The sequence below is a fragment of the Ktedonobacter racemifer DSM 44963 genome (genome assembly GCF_000178855.1).
GTDB classification, from domain to species: Bacteria; Chloroflexota; Ktedonobacteria; order Ktedonobacterales; family Ktedonobacteraceae; genus Ktedonobacter; species Ktedonobacter racemifer.
Window position 1 is genome coordinate 182,830 of the sequence record NZ_ADVG01000005.1, and the last position, 15,688, is coordinate 198,517.

General features: G+C 51.6%; 14 protein-coding genes and 1 pseudogene. 7 read left to right on the top strand and 8 right to left on the bottom strand.

All coding sequences use genetic code 11. The annotated features are described in order from the left end of the window. Positions 1-82 precede the first annotated feature (82 nt). Complete coding sequence (locus KRAC_RS54895; protein WP_007921960.1) at positions 83-658, bottom strand: potassium channel family protein; 576 nt, start codon at positions 656-658, stop codon at positions 83-85. Between the two features lie 105 nt (positions 659-763). Next, the gene (locus KRAC_RS78900) at positions 764-886 is read right to left on the bottom strand and encodes a hypothetical protein (RefSeq protein ID WP_007921961.1); all 123 of its coding nucleotides are present in this window, start codon (positions 884-886) and stop codon (positions 764-766) included. 59 nt (positions 887-945) lie between these two features. Here KRAC_RS78900 and KRAC_RS54900 point away from each other — a divergent pair, with 59 nt between their 5' ends. From KRAC_RS54900 to KRAC_RS54910, 3 genes are all read left to right on the top strand, one after another. Then, positions 946-2,253: an RNA-guided endonuclease InsQ/TnpB family protein gene (locus tag KRAC_RS54900; protein ID WP_007921962.1), complete on the top strand. Its 1,308-nt coding sequence runs from the start codon at positions 946-948 to the stop codon at positions 2,251-2,253. Positions 2,254-2,441: 188 nt separating this feature from the next. Further along, a complete protein-coding gene (gene trxA / locus KRAC_RS54905; RefSeq protein ID WP_007921963.1) occupies positions 2,442-2,795 on the top strand; it encodes a thioredoxin in 354 nt (117 codons plus the stop codon). A gap of 918 nt (positions 2,796-3,713) precedes the next feature. Next, positions 3,714-3,968, top strand: coding sequence for a hypothetical protein (locus tag KRAC_RS54910; protein ID WP_007921965.1), 255 nt, complete (start codon positions 3,714-3,716; stop codon positions 3,966-3,968). A 1,279-nt stretch (positions 3,969-5,247) separates the two neighbouring features. Here the strand turns inward: KRAC_RS54910 and KRAC_RS54915 are convergent. Continuing rightward, positions 5,248-6,507, bottom strand: a complete 1,260-nt coding sequence (locus KRAC_RS54915) for a zinc ribbon domain-containing protein (RefSeq protein ID WP_007921967.1) — start codon at positions 6,505-6,507, stop codon at positions 5,248-5,250. Continuing rightward, complete coding sequence (locus KRAC_RS54920) at positions 6,482-7,084, bottom strand: IS607 family transposase (protein WP_007921968.1); 603 nt, start codon at positions 7,082-7,084, stop codon at positions 6,482-6,484. The genes KRAC_RS54915 and KRAC_RS54920 overlap by 26 nt, the downstream gene beginning before the upstream one ends. Before the next feature lie 283 nt (positions 7,085-7,367). On the opposite strand from KRAC_RS54920, the gene KRAC_RS54925 reads away from it, so the two are divergent. Further along, the gene (locus tag KRAC_RS54925) at positions 7,368-7,805 is read left to right on the top strand and encodes a DUF2267 domain-containing protein (protein ID WP_040448673.1); all 438 of its coding nucleotides are present in this window, start codon (positions 7,368-7,370) and stop codon (positions 7,803-7,805) included. 273 nt (positions 7,806-8,078) lie between these two features. On the opposite strand, the gene KRAC_RS54930 is transcribed toward KRAC_RS54925, so the two are convergent. The 3 genes from KRAC_RS54930 to KRAC_RS77745 form a co-directional block, all read right to left on the bottom strand. Continuing rightward, the gene (locus KRAC_RS54930) at positions 8,079-8,639 is read right to left on the bottom strand and encodes a type 1 glutamine amidotransferase domain-containing protein (protein ID WP_007921972.1); all 561 of its coding nucleotides are present in this window, start codon (positions 8,637-8,639) and stop codon (positions 8,079-8,081) included. A 313-nt stretch (positions 8,640-8,952) separates the two neighbouring features. Beyond that, complete coding sequence (locus tag KRAC_RS54935; RefSeq protein WP_007921974.1) at positions 8,953-9,936, bottom strand: quinone oxidoreductase family protein; 984 nt, start codon at positions 9,934-9,936, stop codon at positions 8,953-8,955. Between the two features lie 202 nt (positions 9,937-10,138). Then, positions 10,139-10,339: a DUF2795 domain-containing protein gene (locus KRAC_RS77745; protein WP_007921976.1), complete on the bottom strand. Its 201-nt coding sequence runs from the start codon at positions 10,337-10,339 to the stop codon at positions 10,139-10,141. 316 nt (positions 10,340-10,655) lie between these two features. Between KRAC_RS77745 and KRAC_RS54945 the strand changes: the two genes are divergently transcribed. Together KRAC_RS54945 and KRAC_RS54950 are read left to right on the top strand one after the other, a co-directional pair. After that, positions 10,656-12,071, top strand: coding sequence for a family 2B encapsulin nanocompartment shell protein (locus KRAC_RS54945; protein WP_007921978.1), 1,416 nt, complete (start codon positions 10,656-10,658; stop codon positions 12,069-12,071). Then, positions 12,058-13,656 carry a cysteine desulfurase gene (locus KRAC_RS54950; RefSeq protein WP_007921981.1) on the top strand — a complete coding sequence of 533 codons (1,599 nt, stop codon included), beginning with the start codon at positions 12,058-12,060 and terminating at the stop codon, positions 13,654-13,656. Before KRAC_RS54945 ends, KRAC_RS54950 begins: the two co-directional genes overlap by 14 nt. Before the next feature lie 75 nt (positions 13,657-13,731). Here KRAC_RS54950 and KRAC_RS64485 read toward each other — a convergent pair whose 3' ends face one another. Beyond that, positions 13,732-14,112 carry a TraR/DksA family transcriptional regulator gene (locus KRAC_RS64485; RefSeq protein ID WP_007921987.1) on the bottom strand — a complete coding sequence of 127 codons (381 nt, stop codon included), beginning with the start codon at positions 14,110-14,112 and terminating at the stop codon, positions 13,732-13,734. Positions 14,113-14,362: 250 nt separating this feature from the next. On the opposite strand from KRAC_RS64485, the pseudogene KRAC_RS78905 reads away from it, so the two are divergent. Beyond that, positions 14,363-15,528, top strand: a pseudogene (locus KRAC_RS78905) (RNA-guided endonuclease InsQ/TnpB family protein). Positions 15,529-15,688: the final 160 nt, after the last annotated feature.

Genomic DNA, 15,688 nt, shown 5'->3' on the forward strand with positions numbered 1-15,688 from the left:
GAGATCGTTGCCCTCCCTCGACCAGAACCGCGATCTGTCCATGCTGATGAGGAGACGATGGCGGAACATCATTCAGCAACGCTCACTGGAGCGCAATCCTTCTGGACACCGCTGTAGGAGGTGAGCCAGCATGCACGTCTAGCAGGGCAATCTGGTCTTCGCGCCGCGAAAAGGCCTGGTACACAACGGGCACATACCCGATGATCAGTGCCAGAAAGCCAAACCCTATTCCTGCTTCCGCTACTGTTAAAATACGTGCTAAAGTCCCAAAGGGAGTGACATCACCCAGGCCTAATGTAAAAAAGGTGGTACCACTCAAGTAAATATAAGTGCCAAAAGTGGTAGCCGTCTCTGGCGCCCGAAGCGGATCAGTGAAACCCCATTGAATAAGAGCAAACGCCAGGATCAACCCAATGGCCCAGAGAGCCAATGTCAATAACAGCAACAGCGGTCCAAAATAACTAAGATACACCTCGCGCCAAGCACGTGATCGTACTGCGCGCGCCCCCAGCGACCAGCATTTCCAGAGCACATTATGCCACAAGTGAGACAGCTTGATTCTACGTTTGACTCTACGCGGGAGAACCATCGTTTCAAAGCTGTCGAGCAAGATGATCGACAATAACAATAGCCCTAACACAATAGCGAGAATATGCATAGCCCGGCGCTTTCTTGTTCGCTGTCACTCCCTGCACACCTTTCTGTAACCATTCCTCAGTGCCATTCATTTCTGCACCACCTATAATAGGAAGACCTACCACACTTATGGTACTTCACGACGAAAGATGTTCACCGAAACCGCCGCAGGATGCCCCTGCCCTTTCAGGCATGGGGAGGAATGCGGCGTTCCTTTATAGGTGGCTTGGGTGAGATATACCGTAGACATTCTTTCATCTGCTCCTTCTCTATTGACAAGTAGATGAAAACTATGGTATACTTCAAGGCATGAAAACGGTATTAACAGCGAAGCTCAAATTGAATACAACGCCCGAGCAATTCAAGGCATTACGTGAGACGCAACTGGCATATCGTGATGCTCTCAACTATGTCAGTACATATGCCTTTGAGAACGGCAAGATGAGTAATGCTGTTCGTCTGCAAGATGGCACGTATGATGAGATTCGCCTCCGTTTTCACCTTCCCTCGCAAATGGCCTGTTCTGTTCCTCGCCAGGTTGGAGCCACCTATAAAGCTCTCTGGACAAAGGCGAAGAACAATGCTGCTCATCTTCAGGCAAAAAAGACCAAAAAGCGGTACAAAGGGCTTGATAAAGCCCCTACGTTTCTCTCTCCCACGCTGACCTACCAATATAAGAAGGATTACACGTTCAAGAAAGAGCAGCAGGTGAGTATCCTCACGCTTGAGGGACGTGTCAAGGTTGCCTATACTGGCTATGATAAGCACGTGGCCTTGATCCAGCGTGGAGCGGAGATTGGTGTATCGAAACTTTGGTATGACAAGCCCAAGAAGCAGTTTTACCTCCTCGTCTCCCTCGAAGTGGAGACGGCTGATCCTACCCCAGAAACGCACAAGCAGGTCGTTGGCGTGGATGTAGGGATGCGATACCTTGCTGTCACGGCGACGATGCAAGGCAAGTGCACCTTCCATGCTGATATCTCTCCTCTTGCCAAATCACACCACGACGCACGACTGAGAAAGCGTCTGCAAAAGAAAGGCACTCGTTCTGCGACCAGGAAACTGGTTGCCATGAGTGGACGAGAGAGACGGTTGAAGCAGAATACCAATCATGTCGTGAGTAAGCGGATCGTCCTAGAGCACCCTCGAAGCTTGATTGGACTGGAGAATCTGACAGACATTCGAGAGCGGAACAAACGACGGAAAGGCAAAAAAGCCAGTGCAAAACAACGAAAAGCCAATCGTACCTCCTCCAAATGGGCTTTTTCTGAGTTGCATAGCATGATTGCCTATAAAGCCCTCATGCATCGAAGTATGGCGATCAAGGTGGATGCCAACTCTACCTCGCAGGCCTGCCCCAAATGTGGGCACACCTGCAAAGAGAATCACCCGAACCATGGGTTAATGTTTGTCTGTAAGAATTGTCAGTACATGCTCCATGCCGATCTAGTTGGCGCTAGGAATATTGCAATGAGAACGCTTCTTATCCGGCAAGACTGGATAGGAACGGGGCAATTGTCAGTTGTACCTGATGTGTCGGACGATGAAGCCAAAGCAGCACGCCTGAAAAGGTATGCTGAGTTGCGGTGGAGTTCAGACACAAGCCCTCGGCTTTAGCCGTAGGGTATCTGACTCCTTGATACTTGAAAACGATAACCTGCAAAATATTAGAGTACTACGGCCTATTGCTCTCATCAACGAAAATATACCAAACACCTACCACTGGTTGAGCCGGAGTCCTGAACAGATACTAGCAGAGCCAATAGTAGTTAGAAGGACACACTATTCAGACAGGAGGACATTTCGTGAGCATACACTCCAACCTTTTCACTGTGAGTGACCAGGCATTCCAGAAGTTCATTAGCCAACCCGATCAGCCCGTCATTATCGATTTCTGGGCCCCCTGGTGTGGTCCCTGCCGTGCGATCGCTCCTGTCTTTGAGCGCTTGAGCGATCAGTATCAGGGAAAATTACGCTTTGCCAGAATGAATATTGACGAGCATCCCAACGCAGCCAGGACACTGGGCATTCAAGCCATCCCCACACTGGTCATCTTCCATAAAGGGAACGTCGTCGAGCGCATCGTTGGTCCAAATCCAGCGCAATTGCAGTCCGTGATTGATCGCATTCTAACGAAGATAACAGGCCCAGTTTACTGAAATGCCTTTACATGAGGCTAGCTCGTCTTTAAAGGAGCCAAGAAAGATAGAGAACGTACAAAAGTCCCCAGAAACACACAAAGAAAGATCTTTTCTAAAGAGTACGTTGAAAATGCTGGAATGTGAGGCCTCCAGCGTTTTCAACGGACATACATTTATTTGGATACAGAGTCGTCTCATCTCAAGCACCGGAAACTCAGCAAGAGGTCAGTCAGCCAGCGCGGTAGAATCAGTTGAAGCATCACCTCACACCTTTGGATCTTCAGATGCATTGTAGCCGAACATAGTCCAGGCGTGAAGGTCGCTTGCAGACGCAGCCCTGGCTCGCTGAGGATTCAAGAAAACCAACAGAGCAATAAGTAGCGGCAAAATCACTATCCGCAAGCAGTAGACAGGCTCCATATGCCGTCGCAATGAGGCTTCCATGCGCATAAAGCAGCCTCCCCTTGACAGGTACCTAGCCTGTCAGGTAGCTAAAAGACAATCGCTACTGAGTAAACGTGGTCCTCTCGGCCTTTTTTGTGGACAAAATTATGCAAACACGAGATCCCGGGCAAGAGCCAAGGCAAACTTTCATTTTAGATAGGACACAGCAAAAATCTTTTTATGAAAAGCAAATTATGTCAGGTAATGTGCCGATGCGTACAGAAGATTTTTTGATAGTTAAGCATTGTTGCAATTCCTAGAACCTTCGGCTGTAGGCAAGAGCTTGCTCACTTCTACTAATGCCTCCTCACCCAACTGCTCCAAACGCTCTAGTACTCTGTCAAAGTTGATTGGAAAGGTGGGGAGTGCAGAGGGGAGTCAGCCTCTCTGCATCCAACTTCCCTGCCGCCGCAGGCGGCAGACATCTCTTTCAGATGAAAGGTAACAGAACACTAGCCTTTGCTGGATATACTAAAAAAGGAGGGAAGAACTATGAGTAAATCACTGCAATTTGCCAGAGCATTGTTTGGGGACGATTCCATTGTTGCCTTAGCTGAATGGGCTGGTCCTCACGGCGACATGGGAGTGTATCACTCGAAAGGAACCAGATATATCTACCTCCTGGTATTTATCCAGGCACAAAATCTCCACTATACCCACCAGTATCCAGATGTGGCGATGACATTGGCCCTTCGCGATGCAGAGATCATTGCCGCCTTTGCAGGAGCACAAGAAATTGTCGCATAAGATGTGCCCAACCTCACCAAAATACCTCTGTTTTACAGCATCGTGATACCCACAAAAGGGGACAGCGGCGTGTTCCTTTCCTTGAGCGGCGAGATATGAGACATTCGTTTGCACACTGCACTCTACAGACGGCACCCAGAGGAATAGCCCATAGCGTGCCAAGTACTCTCTTTTGTTTGCGATAAACCCGAGTTTGTTTTTCGGATTCATACCAGCCTTATAGCATTCTTTGCACGCAAAAGTAAACTCATGACCTACAGACAGCCGAACTTACTATATGCAAGAGATGGAGGGTGTCTTCGCGCCGCACGAAAATTGCGGCATCATAAAAACAGTCCCTTGTCGCGACGACCCCCTGTAGCCTCACGGGCATGGAAGAACCTTTCACATCGAGCCTTGACTTGCACACCGACGCCATACGTTTCTGTAGCGAATGAATTTATATAGTTGCTCATTGTATGGACAGGTATTCCCTGCCTACACAACTCGCCTTAACCTACGTCCGTTGACATCTCTGAGCACGCCCAAAGATCCAACTGGACGGGCGGTTCCACTACGAGGAACCGGAATTCTTGCTTCCACTGCTCATGCCGCAAGAGGAGCAGTGCTTTGATTTGGTGCCGGTCCTGGCAGGCACGCAACTCCCGGTCGCCAAGCCGCGACGCAATATTGTGAAGTAGGCGGCTGACGCGTTGCCTTGCGGTACGTTTTCATCCGCCCCTTCCCGAACCAGGACGTGCGCGATTTCCGCGCATCCGGCTCTCCGGTTTCTTGTCGTTTCATGGAGGTAGGCATAACGCATCTCGCGCACCGCTCCATCTGCGACAATACTCCCTGCTTCCCTTCCCCTTGTATCAAGCATTACCTTGATCGTTTGAGTACTATGGAAGCTCCGTCGTCATAGGCTCGCACCCGTAGACGATCCCGCATTTGCGCACATCAAACGTTAAGTACGTTTAGGTGCCTCGTTCGTTTCCTTGAACCAGTTCATTACTGGTCGTTCATTGGAGAGAGTATTCCACGCCCGCGCTAAAAAGGCGTGTATTCCAATGACATCGCCACAGGTATGCTGCGATGAGCCAACGCTTAGACCACTGGAAACTGAGGTTCATCCAGTCTAGGTTTCACCATACGTACAGGACTCGCGGTGCATCACACTACATACCTTCGCGTTTAACCGCTTTTCCGACATGCTATTTTCCTCTTTGAGTTTCCTCGCCAAGTAGGCCGAATGTCCTTGAGGTTATCACTCTCAACCCCATCTTCCTACGGAAGAAATTTAATGTACGCCGAAACGGCGCACCTGCGCGGCGTTGGTGTCTGCGTGGGCCGTGTGACCGCAAACCCGGCAACAGAACGTCTGCTGATTGGGGCGATTTTTGCGGTCTACGTAGTGGCACACGTGGCACTCTTGCGACGAATAGCCGCTCTTAACCTTTGTGGCGGTGACACCGCGTTTGGTGGCATTCCACTCAAGTTGCGCTGGAATATGCGCGAGGTTGGAGGCACGCAGGTACGCGTTCATGGCGCGGGCTTTGAAGCGCATCGAGGGCACTGATAATTGTTCGTAGGCAAACTGACATCCTTCGTGTTCTTCAAAACAGAGGTTGACGGTTCGATTGATCGATTGCTTGATATGCCGGATGAGCCTCTGTCCTGTGCGACTGGTGGTGGAGGGGAGTTTCTCCTTGGGGACGCCATTCTTTTTCAAGCAGGCTCGCAGTTTCGCCTTGCGCCGTCGTTTTTCGCGATCCTGCCGATTCCGTTCTTTCATCCGCCCATTGAACGAGCCGTACTGTTTGCCATCGGAGGTGGTGATGAAATTGGCGATACCGACGTCAATGCCAATGACCGGCGCTTCGTTCGTGGTCTCTGGCAGGATTTCTTCGTCATAGGTCAGGGTCAACCACCACGCCCCCGCTCGTTTATTAAGGGCCACACTACTATTGATCTTCCGACGCTTGCCCGTGTGAGGATCAGTGAGCTGTATGTTGTGGTAGTTAGCAAGCACAACCGGAATGAGGAGCTGCTTTCTGAACGTCAGGGTCGAAACCTTAAGCCAGTAATCCACGGTCGAATCGGTGGCTGCTTCCAATTGGACCACATTGACATTGGCTTGAATGCAGGGTTGGCGCAACGTCGGAATGTTCCACTCCCGCCATTGCGGTTCCTTTGCTTCTGCTTTGAGCATGCCTTCTTCCCGTTGTTTCTGATACTCAGCCAACGCGTCCAGATACGCTTGATAGGCGTTGGCGCGATTGGTCCGCCAGGACTTGGCGATGCCTGCCGCCTGTTGGATCGCGACGCGCTGCCATCGCTCAGAGAGAGTGGTCGGAAAGCAAGGAGCGCGAAAGCCGTTGGGGAGTTCCTCATCGCAAAACAGAGTCACATACTGCTGCATCAACGCAAGATAGACCTCGGCCAGTTCGTCCAGGGCAGCGAGTTTGCCTGGATTCGCCCGTTCTAATCCAATATGGGTGATTGCACGCGTGATGGTACGCGGCTCACCCTTCTTAGGGGGCTTCTTGCGCTTCTTCATCGCTTCCCTGCTCCAATTCTTGCACAATTTTTTCCGTTTTGCGCTTTGCCCGGCGTTGCCCATACAATCGAGCGCAGAACGAATAAATGATGCTGGTGAGGTCAGCCAGCAAATCTTCGGTGCCACTCTCTGCTTGATTGACCACTTCAATCTCGCGCCCAGAGGTTTTGAGCAACGTTTCGATGTAGCGAAAGCCAAAGCGCGTGCCACGATCCTTGTGTTCAATCACGATGCGCCCGATGCTTGGATCAGCCAGCAACGCCAGAAACTTGGGCCGATCGTCATTGACCCCAGAACCGATTTCTTTGACCACCTTGCTCACCTGATAGCCTCGCGCCGTACAGTAGGCTACCAACCGTTCCGCTTGGCTGTCCAGGTTTGACTTGTTTTCGGCTGAGGACACCCGTGTGTACACCGCCACTTTGGGAAGGGCAGGCCGTTCTTTCACGGGCACTGGTTCTGTCACCAGAATAGTGCCCGTATCCATTTGGTGCCCGGCGATCTTGCCTGCCTTGTACCACCTCCAGGCGGTTCGGTAGCTAATGCCTTGTTGTTTCGCATAATCGATCAACTTCATCTCATGATTATAGCATACATGACCACATTTGTCTATAGCTGTCTATTCATCGAGTGAACGTTTCCCAATACATTCTCCAGCCGTACAGACACAACCGAGAAGCGCTACTAATAGTCCGACCAGCCAGAATTGAAAGGAGAGGTGGGGAGTGCAGAGGAGCGTCAGCCCCTCTGCACTCCCTCTCCCCTTCCGCCGCAGGCGGCATAAAACCTTTTCACATGAAGGTGGTCAAAATACTAGAGCGCCTCTCAAGAGTACGGAATTCATAACGGTGGATCAGGCTATGAAATACGACGAGTTCATTGACCAGGTACAAAAACGTGCTCACCTGACCTCAAAAGGTGAAGCTGAGATCGCAACACTGGCTGCACTCAAAACGCTCGCGGAGTGTCTACCCAGGAAGGAACGCAACGATATTGCTTCTCAAATACCCCGAAGCCTCGCGGTCTATTTGAAGCAACCATCTCTTGGCCCCGTAAAGCAGCCACCCCCAAGCACAAAGCCTATCACGACTCTTGAAGAGTTCTTTCAGCGCATGAGTATACGTGAAGAGGTGCCACCAGAAATAGCCCGTGAGCATGCACACGCCGTACTAAGCGTGCTAGCTGACGCCTTGTCAAAGGGAGAACTGGAAGATATTATTACGCAGTTACCGCTCGAATTCTACTACGAGTTCTTTGAAGGAAGGATAAAGATTCTTTGGAAGGAACGCAAAACCTAAAGATTTTGCCCGCAACAGAAAACCGAGCAGTCTCCCGGCTATTGAGCCGGCCCTTACACGAAATGCCAAAGCTTGCATAAGATTCGCATGGACATGTGAGGAAAAGGTGCCAGACAAAACGCACGCTGTTGTGCATCATATCTGGCGGATATCGGTTTGATGACATGGGCCAATCCCAGGAACCAATCAATACTCACAGTGGTTATTTCTCAAACACCTGGCGACTATTGATGCATTCCTCGTGTGTCTCTGCTTCTATGTGGGCAGCGCTGCTCACCTCTGTGGCAGGCTGGCCTGTGCGAACTCCTGAATGATCGCACGGCAAAAAGCTGGCAGATCAGCAGGTTGACGGCTCGTCACGAGTCCTTGTTCCACATGAACCTCTTCATCCACCCTCGTGCCACCAGCATTGCGAATGTCCGTCGCGAGACTTGGCCAGGAGGTGAGTGTACGCCCGGCCACGATGCCCGTTTCCACGAGAGACCACGGCCCATGACAGATTGCCCCCACTGGCTTATTGGCCGCAAAGAAATCGCGCACAAACTGCATGGCCTCCTTGCTGAGGCGTAGTCGGTCAGGGTTGCACGTCCCACCAGGTAGTACCAGCGCGTCGTACTGCGAGGCCTTTGCCTCAGGGACAATCTTATCTACCTGGAAGCTTCCCGCCGGATGAAGATCGTTGTTCATTGCCTGGATCTGCCCAGTTTTGATTGATACTAACTCCGGCTGCCCTCCTGCCTCTTTGATGGCATTCCATGGGGTCACCAGTTCCACTTGCTCGACCCCATCAGTAGCCAGAAACGCAATCTTTTTCCCTTGAAGTTCCTTAGCCATTGTTTCTTCCTTTTTATGTCTCGACAAATGAGTCCACATAGCTCAAAGTTCCTCTCTCCTTTTTTAGTATATCGGGCGAGGAAGAAAATGCCTCCTTGACTGGCCAGGGAGGTCTTCTCAAGGCCCTTGTGTGATCGCGTAATATGCAGACACCACACCTGCGCCAATTCTTCGCATTTCTCCAGCAAGCAGCATCAAGTCCTCTCCAGTTGGAGAAATATGAGGCTGAGGAACTCAGAGGATAGGTATGAGGAGCAAATGCATCATCTTCTGCAGAAGATGATGCATTTGCTCCTTCTCTATGAGAATATTCTCACTGATGCTCAACGGTCAGCACCACCTTGCCCTTCGTTTTGCGCTCGACGAGCACTCGGTGAGCGTTTGCGGCTTCCTCCAATGGGTAGGTAAGACCCACTATGATCTTTATATCCCCGCTTACAAGAAATTGCATAAGTGCCTTAGAGGCAGCGGCAAGACTATCGGGACGACACTTCACCCATTCCATAAGCCAATAGCCCGTCACCGTCTGATTTTTATACATCAATTCCACACCTGTGAATTGCGTCCACTTCCCGCTGGCAGCTCCATATATGGGCATCCGCCCGAAAGGAGTCAGGCATCGCAGATTTTTTTGGCCAATGTCTCCACCGACCATCTCTAAGATGATATCGGCTCCCTTTCCCCCTGTTGCCGCCAGGACCTGGTCAACCCAGGTGTCTTGCGTGTAATTGATGGTGACGTTTGCCCCCAGGCTGCGGACAAACGCAAGTTTATCTTCGCTGCTGGCAGTCCCAATGACGTTTCCTGCTCCCATCAAGTGTGCCAGTTGCACAGCGAGCGTGCCTACGCCACCAGCGGCCGCGTGGACCAGAACGCTCTCACCTGGCTGCAAGTGCGCGCACTCGTGGAGCAGTTGGTAAGCGGTCACGCCCTGTAACGGGAACGCCGCAGCGTGGACGAAATCCAGCGTTTCAGGTATGGGAATAATCAGGTGGGGATCAGCCAGGACATATTCGGCATACCCGCCTTCTACCAGGGCGGCCACGCGCGTTCCCACTGGAGGCCAGGACACCCCCTCTCCAAGTTCTTCTACGGTTCCCGCGACCTCTAATCCCAACGTCGCGGGAGGCTTTGTCGGTTCCAGGTAGGTCCCTTCCCGCTGCATAATATCAGCATAGTTCACGCCTGCTGCCGCTACTTTGATCAATACCTGTCCCGCTGAAGGTCCGGGCTTCTCTACCTCATCTAGCCGCAGGACATCCGGCCCGCCGGTTTCATGAATACGAATTGCCTTCATGTATATCACCTCATTTTGTTGTGGACTCTTCCCTTTGCGCACTAATTTGGGTTCTTGTTTCCAAGTAGTCAGGTATCCAGCTCCAGCGTGAAGAAAGCAACGTATAAAAGGCTAGGTCCGCTCCTTCAGACCTAGCCCGGCGTTGTGCTGTTGGAGAATGCAGCTATGTTATGACCTTCACATGGCCTTTTCTCTCAAGAGATCAGCGAGATTCTCTGCTAATTTCTCCAATAGCTTTGTTGACATCAGTTGGCCTTTGAAAGGTTTCGTCGGGTAACTGCTGGAGGGCGTCCAGCACCTCTTTTGACTCCTGCTTCACATGGTTGATAAGATCCTTCTTGCTTGCAGGATAATCCACTCCTTTGAGTAACCTCTCGACCTCTGCAGGACTTACCTTAGCTATAGTAGTCTTCTACTCCTTCTACCGTTTTACTCAAATGTTCTTCTATACTGTTTATCCATGAATCCTTTCCCTCGACTCTCCCAGGGATACGTTTCCAGTAACTAGAAGGTAACAGATTATGGTAAACATTAGAAATTGTCGCGGTGCGTTCATCTCGATCAATTTTGTCCATGCTGGTATGATGGCGTTGGAACGATAGGTAGCTATAAAGAATAGGCTGACATACAAGACATAAAAACAGGCCTCATCAGTAACTCAGTCTACTTGGTTTTGGGGCGAGGGAATGCCCCTAGCAGTCTAAGAGAGGGTGCTTTTCATGACCGCCAATCCCACTGGTAACGCCGTGGCTCAGCAGAGTTTGAGTACAGGAGCTGCGCGTCAAATTGCTACTACCACGAAAACTATCCCCCAAATGCTTGGTATCACACCCCGCTGGTTTCTCAAGCTCTTGCCCTGGGTCCAGGTAGGAGGGGGAACGTATCGAGTGAATCGATGCAAGGTTGTCCTGCGTAAGGAAGGGCAGATGAGCGTGAGGATGATGGGCAAGCAAGCGCAGATTGAGGCAAAGGACCTGCGGACACTAGCGCTTTTCCACGATTTAGATGACGGGATGCTCAGCGCGCTCAGCAATAAATTCACCAATGAGAAATACGACGCTCATGACATGATTATAAGCGCTGGCCAACCGGCTGATAAGTTCTATATCATCGCTCGCGGCAAAGTGGAGGTATGGGAGACCGGGTGTTACGGTCAAAAGGTTGGGCAGGCTATTTTGGCTGAGGGGGATCATTTTGGAGAGAGGGCTCTGCTGGAAGATCTCCCTCCAACAACCAATGCCCAGGCGCTGACGTCCTGTTCACTTCTGGTGCTTGAACGCGCATCATTTACAGAGGTTATCAAACAAGTCATCGGGCTACGTCCCGACCTGGATCATATTATACAACAGCGACGCGCGAACAACTCCCTGCTCCTGGATGGATATGGCGAAAAGTCAATTGCACTTTCAGCTGGCCATGTTGGGGAAGCTGATCTGCCCGAGACGTTTGTCGACTATGAGGAGGATCCTCGTGAGTATAATCTGAGTGTCGTGCAGACCGTCCTGCGCATGCATACTCGCGTTTCCGATATTTACAATGACCCCTATAACCAGCTCGGCCAGCAGCTCCGCCTGACCATCGAAGCCATCAAAGAGAGGCAAGAATGGGAGATGATCAATAACCCAGATTTTGGTCTACTCAAAAATGTGGATCCATCCTGCTGTGTTCAGACGCGCACCGGTCCACCAACTCCCGATGATATGGATGAGCTGCTTGCCCGTGTCTGGAAACAGCCCGCCTTCTTCCTCGCACATCCGCGTGCCATCGCAGCCTTCGGGCGCGAATGTACTCGTCGCGGCGTCCCCCCTCCCACCGTTGAAATTTTTGGAAATCCTTTTCTTGCCTGGCGCGGCGTCCCCCTGATTCCGACAGACAAACTGATGGTGAATGGAAGCGATACAACAAACATCCTACTCATGCGCGTCGGTGAGAAAGAGCAAGGCGTTGTCGGCCTTCACCAAACAGACATTCCAGATGAGTACAAGCCTAGTTTATCTGTGCGCTTCATGGGCATTGACAACAAGGCAATCGCCTCCTATCTGGTCTCGTCGTACTTCTCGGTGGCTGTTCTGGTAGACGATGCACTGGGTTCACTTGAGAATGTTGAGGTATCAAGCTCCTATGACTACCAGTGATCGGGATCCCTTCCCACAAGGCTTCCAGGCACAACCAGGGATATCTCAATTCCATACTCACAGCGCGAACGATGACTTTGCAAGCGATGAAGATATTGAAAGCATTGAGCGGCTTACTCGCCAGCTATATGCTGAGATACCTCGCGCGATGCGCCATGCGAATCATCAGGAAGCAATGGAAAACATCACAGGCCAACTTCCGATGAATAGCCAAGACCTTCGCCGCTTATTAGATGATCTAGACGTAGCACAAGAGACGGACATGCCAGCGGTACCACATCCTGTCAGTCGGCCCCAGTTTTATTTCTTGCCACAGCCAGAGACGCAACGTCCTTTTCCCAGCGTGCATGGATCGTTTGACGTTCACGCCATTCGGCGAGATTTTCCTGTTTTGCATCAGAAGGTGAATGGCAAACCTCTTATATGGCTGGATAATGCGGCCACCAGTCAAAAGCCGCGCCAGGTCATTGATGCGCTCGCGCAATTTTATACACATAACAATTCAAATATCCATCGCGGAGCACACACTCTGGCTGCTCACGCGACAGATGCCTATGAGGGGGCGCGGGAAAAAGTACAGCAGTTCCTGGGCGCACAATCAGCGAGTGAGATTATCTTTGTGCGTGGTACAACCGAAGGGATCAATCTCATCGCACAAACCTACGGTCGGAAATATATTGGCGCAGGAGATGAGATTGTCCTTACCACGCTGGAGCATCACTCCAATATCGTCCCCTGGCAGTTGTTAGCCCAGGAGAAGAAGGCCATCTTGCGTGTGGCGCCAATTGATGATAGTGGAGAGGTGATCCTTGAAGAATATGAACGATTGCTGGGGCCACGCACCCGGTTGGTGGCAATTAGCCAGGTCTCGAACGCGCTGGGGACAGTCCTACCAATCACGCAAATGGCTGAAATGGCGCACCAACATGGGGCGCTCGTCCTCGTAGATGGTGCGCAGGCTGTTCCTCACTTTCGTGTCAATGTCCAGGCAATGGACGCAGACTTCTATGCCTTCTCAGGTCATAAGTTCTTCGGCCCGACCGGGATTGGCGTGCTTTACGGAAAGTTACACCTGCTCAAGGATATGCCTCCCTGGCAGGGTGGTGGTAGCATGATTGATACCGTCACCTTCGAAAAGACCACATTCAATGAAGTGCCCTATAAGTTTGAGGCTGGTACTGGTCACATCGCTGGCGCTATCGGCCTTGGAGCCGCTATTGACTATGTGAATCACATCGGATTTGAAGCCGCCAACCAGTACGAGGAAGCGTTGCTGGCCTATGCCACCGAGGCGCTGGCTTCGCTCCCGCAACTGCGTCTCATTGGTACCGCTCAACGAAAAGCCGGAGTGCTTTCGTTTGTTCTTGATGGCGCTCGCCCCGAGGACATTGGCGAGTTTCTGGACCAGGAAGGGATCGCCGTGCGGGCTGGTCACCATTGCGCCCAGCCCACGATGAGTCGTTACGGCGTGACTGGCACAGTGCGCCCCTCCCTGGCTTTTTACAACACCTATGAAGAGATCGACGCCTTAATCACAGCAATCCTCAAATATAAAAAGGTGGTAGCCCCTCACTCTGATGCGTGAAGGGAACGAGACCACTGTTATTTCTCCAGGCTTTGCCTGCAAGGTGTCTATCTCTTACCGGTTGCCGCAAAGACCCTAGCTGCCGAGGCCGCTCCTCTGGGCTTTTTCCTCATCTTGAATACAACGCGCCGCCCATGGAATGGCCTCCAGGCGCTTTTCGGGGATAGGCTGCCCACAATCTATGCAGCGGCCATACGTGCCATCCTCTAAACGTTTGAGTGCGTTCCGGACTTCCTGCAGCAGAGCCTGTTGGTGAGCTATAATCGCCTGTACTTGCTCGTCCTGCTGGACATCGACAGCAAGATCCTCAAATTCTTGCGGTCCCTCACTCGCTTGCGCCTGAATAGGATCAACTGGCTCAGGAGGAGGAGGCTCGACCAGGCTCTTGATGCGTTCCAGGATTTCCTTCTCTTTCGCCTGAAGCCGTTCTTTTATCTGTTGTAGATCAAGTGCCATCTCCAATCAACCTTTCAACCATGCTCAGGATATACAAACCTTTACCGGTCCCAACCCAATGAGGGCCATTTCTCCCAAATCATACCCCACATTGCAAGCCAAGGGGGCAAAAGAGAATGCAACTGTTCCCAAAAAAGTGGGAAAAAGGGACCAACCGTGGGCAAGACGCCACACTTTCGAGCTTCTTGACAGATGAGAACGTTTGTCCTATACTGAAGAAAATAAGAGGCAAGAGAAAGAGCAGAACCGCATGATTCGCGCTCATAAGATCAGACTGCATCCCACACCTGAGCAGGTCAACTCCCTTGCTCGTGCCGCAGGCGTTGCTCGCTTTGTGTGGAATTGGGGGCTGGCCGAATGGAACCGCCAATATGAAGCCGGGGAGAAACCCACTGCCTTGAAACTCAAGAAGCAATTCAACGAGATCCGGCGGGTGCAATTCCCCTGGACATGGGAGGTGACGAAGAACGCCTCAGATCAGCCCTTCCTCGATCTAGGAAAAGCCTTCACCGCGTTTTTTGAAGGCAAAGCCAAACGCCCCAAGTTCAAGAGCAAGAAACAAAACAAACCCTCCTTTTACCTTGCCAACGATCAATTCGAGTTGGGGGATCACCGTCTGTGGGTTCCTAAGCTCGGATGGGTCAACATGGCGGAAAATCTGCGCTTCAAAGGTCGCGTGAGAGGAGCACGCATCACGCGCGTCAGCAGACTGGTGGTTTGTGTCTCTCCAGGTCGAACTCCCAGATGTGATCCCGGCAAAGAAACCAGCCGCTGTTGGTATCGATGTCGGACTGAACCGATTGGCCACCTTGAGTACAGGAGAGGGAGTCGAGAACCAAGCCTTCCTCAAAACGGCGCTCAAAAAATTGCGTCAGGCCAATAAGCGACTGCATCGCCGCAAACCGGGATCAAAAAAACCGCGAGAATGCGCGTAGACAGGTGGCACGACTCCATTATCGTATTACCTCTCTGAGAGACGATGTGCTCCACAAGCTCACAACCAGGCTTGCCAATTGCTATGGAAGCATTGGCATCGAAGACCTCAACCTCAAGGGACTGCTCAAGAATCGGCGGCTGTCTCGTTCGTTCTCTGACGCAGCATTGGGCAAGCTGCTCTCCCTGCTCGGGGCGAAGGTAGAGCAGCAGGGTGGACAGGTGATCAAGGTGGGACGCTTCTTTCCTTCGAGTAAGACCTGCCACTGCTGCGGCTGGAAGTGGGAAGCGATGACGCTCAAAGATCGCACCTTCCTCTGCCAGAATCCATCATGCCCCTATTCTCAGTTCCCGCAAGATCGCGATCATAATGCGAGCCAGAATATCCTGCGGGAAGCCCTTCACTTGATCGGGCTCATTGACCAAGTCGTCACCGGTATTGGCTCAGACGAGGACGTAAACTTGCCTGCGGACGCGGGGTAAGACCAAAAAGGCCTCGGCCTTGAGGCTCCTACGGATGAAACAGGAACAACAAAGGTGTAGCAGAGCTATGCTTGCATACGTTTTACTACATTAATTGGAGCAGAGAAACCACAACAGAGCATCCCACCCTGAATGATACATATACTGCTCTGTTTTGCAA

Bases quoted from the DNA above. Each gene is read 5' to 3' on its own strand.
- KRAC_RS54895 (WP_007921960.1), bottom strand. From the start codon at position 658: ATGCATATTCTCGCTATTGTGTTAGGGCTATTGTTATTGTCGATCATC.
- KRAC_RS78900 (WP_007921961.1), bottom strand. From the start codon at position 886: ATGTCTACGGTATATCTCACCCAAGCCACCTATAAAGGAACGCCGCAT.
- KRAC_RS54900 (WP_007921962.1), top strand. From the start codon at position 946: ATGAAAACGGTATTAACAGCGAAGCTCAAATTGAATACAACGCCCGAG.
- KRAC_RS54910 (WP_007921965.1), top strand. From the start codon at position 3,714: ATGAGTAAATCACTGCAATTTGCCAGAGCATTGTTTGGGGACGATTCC.
- KRAC_RS54915 (WP_007921967.1), bottom strand. From the start codon at position 6,507: ATGAAGAAGCGCAAGAAGCCCCCTAAGAAGGGTGAGCCGCGTACCATC.
- KRAC_RS54920 (WP_007921968.1), bottom strand. From the start codon at position 7,084: ATGAAGTTGATCGATTATGCGAAACAACAAGGCATTAGCTACCGAACC.
- KRAC_RS54925 (WP_040448673.1), top strand. From the start codon at position 7,368: ATGAAATACGACGAGTTCATTGACCAGGTACAAAAACGTGCTCACCTG.
- KRAC_RS54930 (WP_007921972.1), bottom strand. From the start codon at position 8,639: ATGGCTAAGGAACTTCAAGGGAAAAAGATTGCGTTTCTGGCTACTGAT.
- KRAC_RS54935 (WP_007921974.1), bottom strand. From the start codon at position 9,936: ATGAAGGCAATTCGTATTCATGAAACCGGCGGGCCGGATGTCCTGCGG.
- KRAC_RS54945 (WP_007921978.1), top strand. From the start codon at position 10,656: ATGACCGCCAATCCCACTGGTAACGCCGTGGCTCAGCAGAGTTTGAGT.
- KRAC_RS54950 (WP_007921981.1), top strand. From the start codon at position 12,058: ATGACTACCAGTGATCGGGATCCCTTCCCACAAGGCTTCCAGGCACAA.
- KRAC_RS64485 (WP_007921987.1), bottom strand. From the start codon at position 14,112: ATGGCACTTGATCTACAACAGATAAAAGAACGGCTTCAGGCGAAAGAG.